The organism is Mesorhizobium sp. (assembly GCF_024509055.1).
Classification (GTDB): Bacteria; Pseudomonadota; Alphaproteobacteria; order Rhizobiales; family Rhizobiaceae; genus Mesorhizobium.
This window is the reverse complement of sequence record NZ_JANINM010000306.1, coordinates 1-1,932: the sequence shown is the minus strand read 5'-3', so window position 1 is coordinate 1,932 and position 1,932 is coordinate 1. Positions and strand designations below refer to the sequence as shown.

The 1,932-nt window shown below is 60.1% G+C and carries 2 protein-coding genes and 1 pseudogene; all 3 read right to left on the bottom strand.

Annotated elements, in window-relative coordinates:
- Positions 1 to 193: pseudogene (locus tag Q0L57_RS13890) on the bottom strand (proline/glycine betaine ABC transporter ATP-binding protein); the annotation flags it as partial.
- Positions 186 to 1,073 (bottom strand): proline/glycine betaine ABC transporter permease, encoded by an 888-nt coding sequence (locus Q0L57_RS13885; RefSeq protein ID WP_296743515.1) that lies wholly within the window; start codon positions 1,071 to 1,073, stop codon positions 186 to 188. The gene Q0L57_RS13885 and the pseudogene Q0L57_RS13890, both read right to left, overlap by 8 nt.
- 167 nt (positions 1,074 to 1,240) lie before the next feature.
- Positions 1,241 to 1,932: glycine betaine ABC transporter substrate-binding protein (locus Q0L57_RS13880; RefSeq protein WP_296743514.1), on the bottom strand; the 692-nt coding region annotated here is incomplete at its 5' end.

The window sequence follows — 1,932 nt, the reverse complement described above, 5'->3', positions numbered from 1 at the left end:
ATCCCATGACGACCTGGATCTTGCCGGCCGGCATGGAGATGTTGATGTTGTTCAGGCCAAGGATATGGCCATGCACCTTGCCGAGTTCGGCTTTCGACAACCCATCGCGGACAGCTTGGACGTATTGCCGCGGAGACCCGCCAAAAATCTTGTAAAGGTCACGAATTTCGATCGACGCGTCGCCCTTATTCATGCGCTGCACCCCGATGCTTCTGCAGCCGGTGTCCATAGGCCTGGCTGATGCGGTCGAAAATGATCGCGATGCCGACGATGGCAAAGCCGTTGAAGATGCCTTGCGTGAAGTACTGATTGGCGATGGCCTGCAGCACGTTCAGGCCCAGCCCCTGAACGCCGATCATCGAAGCGATGACAACCATGCCAAGCGCCATCATGATCGTCTGGTTGATGCCGGCCATGATGGTCGGCATGGCGAGCGGCATCTGCACCTTCCAGAGCTTCTGCCCTCTCGAACAACCATAAGCGTCGGCCGCCTCCAGGACCTCCTTGTCGACCAGGCGAATGCCAAGGTCTGTGAGGCGGATGATCGGCGGGATGGCGTAAATCACCACGGCGATGAAGCCAGGCACGCGGCCGATGCCCAACAGCATTACGACCGGAATGAGATAGACGAAAGGCGGCATCGTCTGCATGACGTCGAGAACCGTCTGCATGACCCCGCCGACGCGCCTGTTACGGTTCATCAGGATGCCGAGCGGTATGCCGATGGCGATGGAGAAAATGGTTGCCGTAAAGACGAGCGAGATCGTCTTCATCGCATCCTGCCACAGGCCGATCAGCCCGATCGCTATCAAAGTTCCGACAACCGCTGCGACCACACTCCATTTGCGGGCCGCGAACCATGCGATCGCGGCAAGCGCAAGGACGATCAGCGGCCAAGGCGCCCCCGTAATCACCGCCTCGAAGAAGATCAGAACGCGCTGCAGCGGGTAGAAGAAGTTCTCGATCGCGTCGCCATAGTCGCGCGTGAGGGCCCTGAGCGAACCGTCGATTGCCCGTTTGACGGCCAGCAGAAACTCAGGGTCCAATTGTGGGAATTTGAACAGCCAATCCATGTTGGGATGCCTTATCGTGAACACGCCGTTGATCGCGCACGCCGCCATGCAAAGAGGTGCATCGCGGACCAGGGACCAACAGCGGGAAGCAGCTATGCCGACGCATCAAACCGCACCGATGGAGGCCCCAAGAACGCTCGAAGCCCCCACTGGATGATGGCGAGACTCTAGAGCGCGGCCTTGACCTTCTCGGCCACGTCAGCCGGCACCCACTTCGTCCAGACTTCGGGCATGTTCTTGATGAACCACTTGGCGCCGTCTTCACCGTTCGCCTGGTTGTCGGTCATCCACAGCATGACCTTGCCGACTTCAGCCTGGGTCCAGCTGCGCTTGCCGAGGTAGTCCTTGACCGGACCTACGTCGTCGCGTTGCAGGAACTTGCTGCTGGCCAACGTTACCATTTCGGCCGGTTTCCAGTAGTTCGGCTTCGGATCAGGGCAGTCCTGCTTTGAGGTGCAGCGTACCCACTCGGCATCGTCGTGCGCCATTTCAAGGCGCACCATCGGATACTTCACCAGAAGCGAGGTCGGCGCCCAATAGGCCGCGATATAGCCTTGCTTGCGCTCATAGGCCTTGGTGATGGCGCCATCGAGGGCCGCGGCCGAACCGCTCGGGACCAACTCGAAGCCCTTCTTGTCGCCGTCCATGGCCTTGTACAGTTGCGCGGTCACGACCGTGTCGCCCCAACCCTGCGGTCCCTGGATGACACCGCCTTTCGAGGGATCTTCAGGGGCCGGAAACAGTTCCGGGTGCTTCATGGCGTCGTCGACGGTCTTAATGTCGGGATGCGCGTCGGCGACATACTTCGGAATGTACCAGCCCGAAACCTGGCCGTCGCTGATCGCCGTCCCGATCTGCT

Coding starts and splice junctions, on each gene's coding strand:
- Q0L57_RS13885 (WP_296743515.1), bottom strand. CDS start 1,073: ATGGATTGGCTGTTCAAATTCCCACAATTGGACCCTGAGTTTCTGCTG.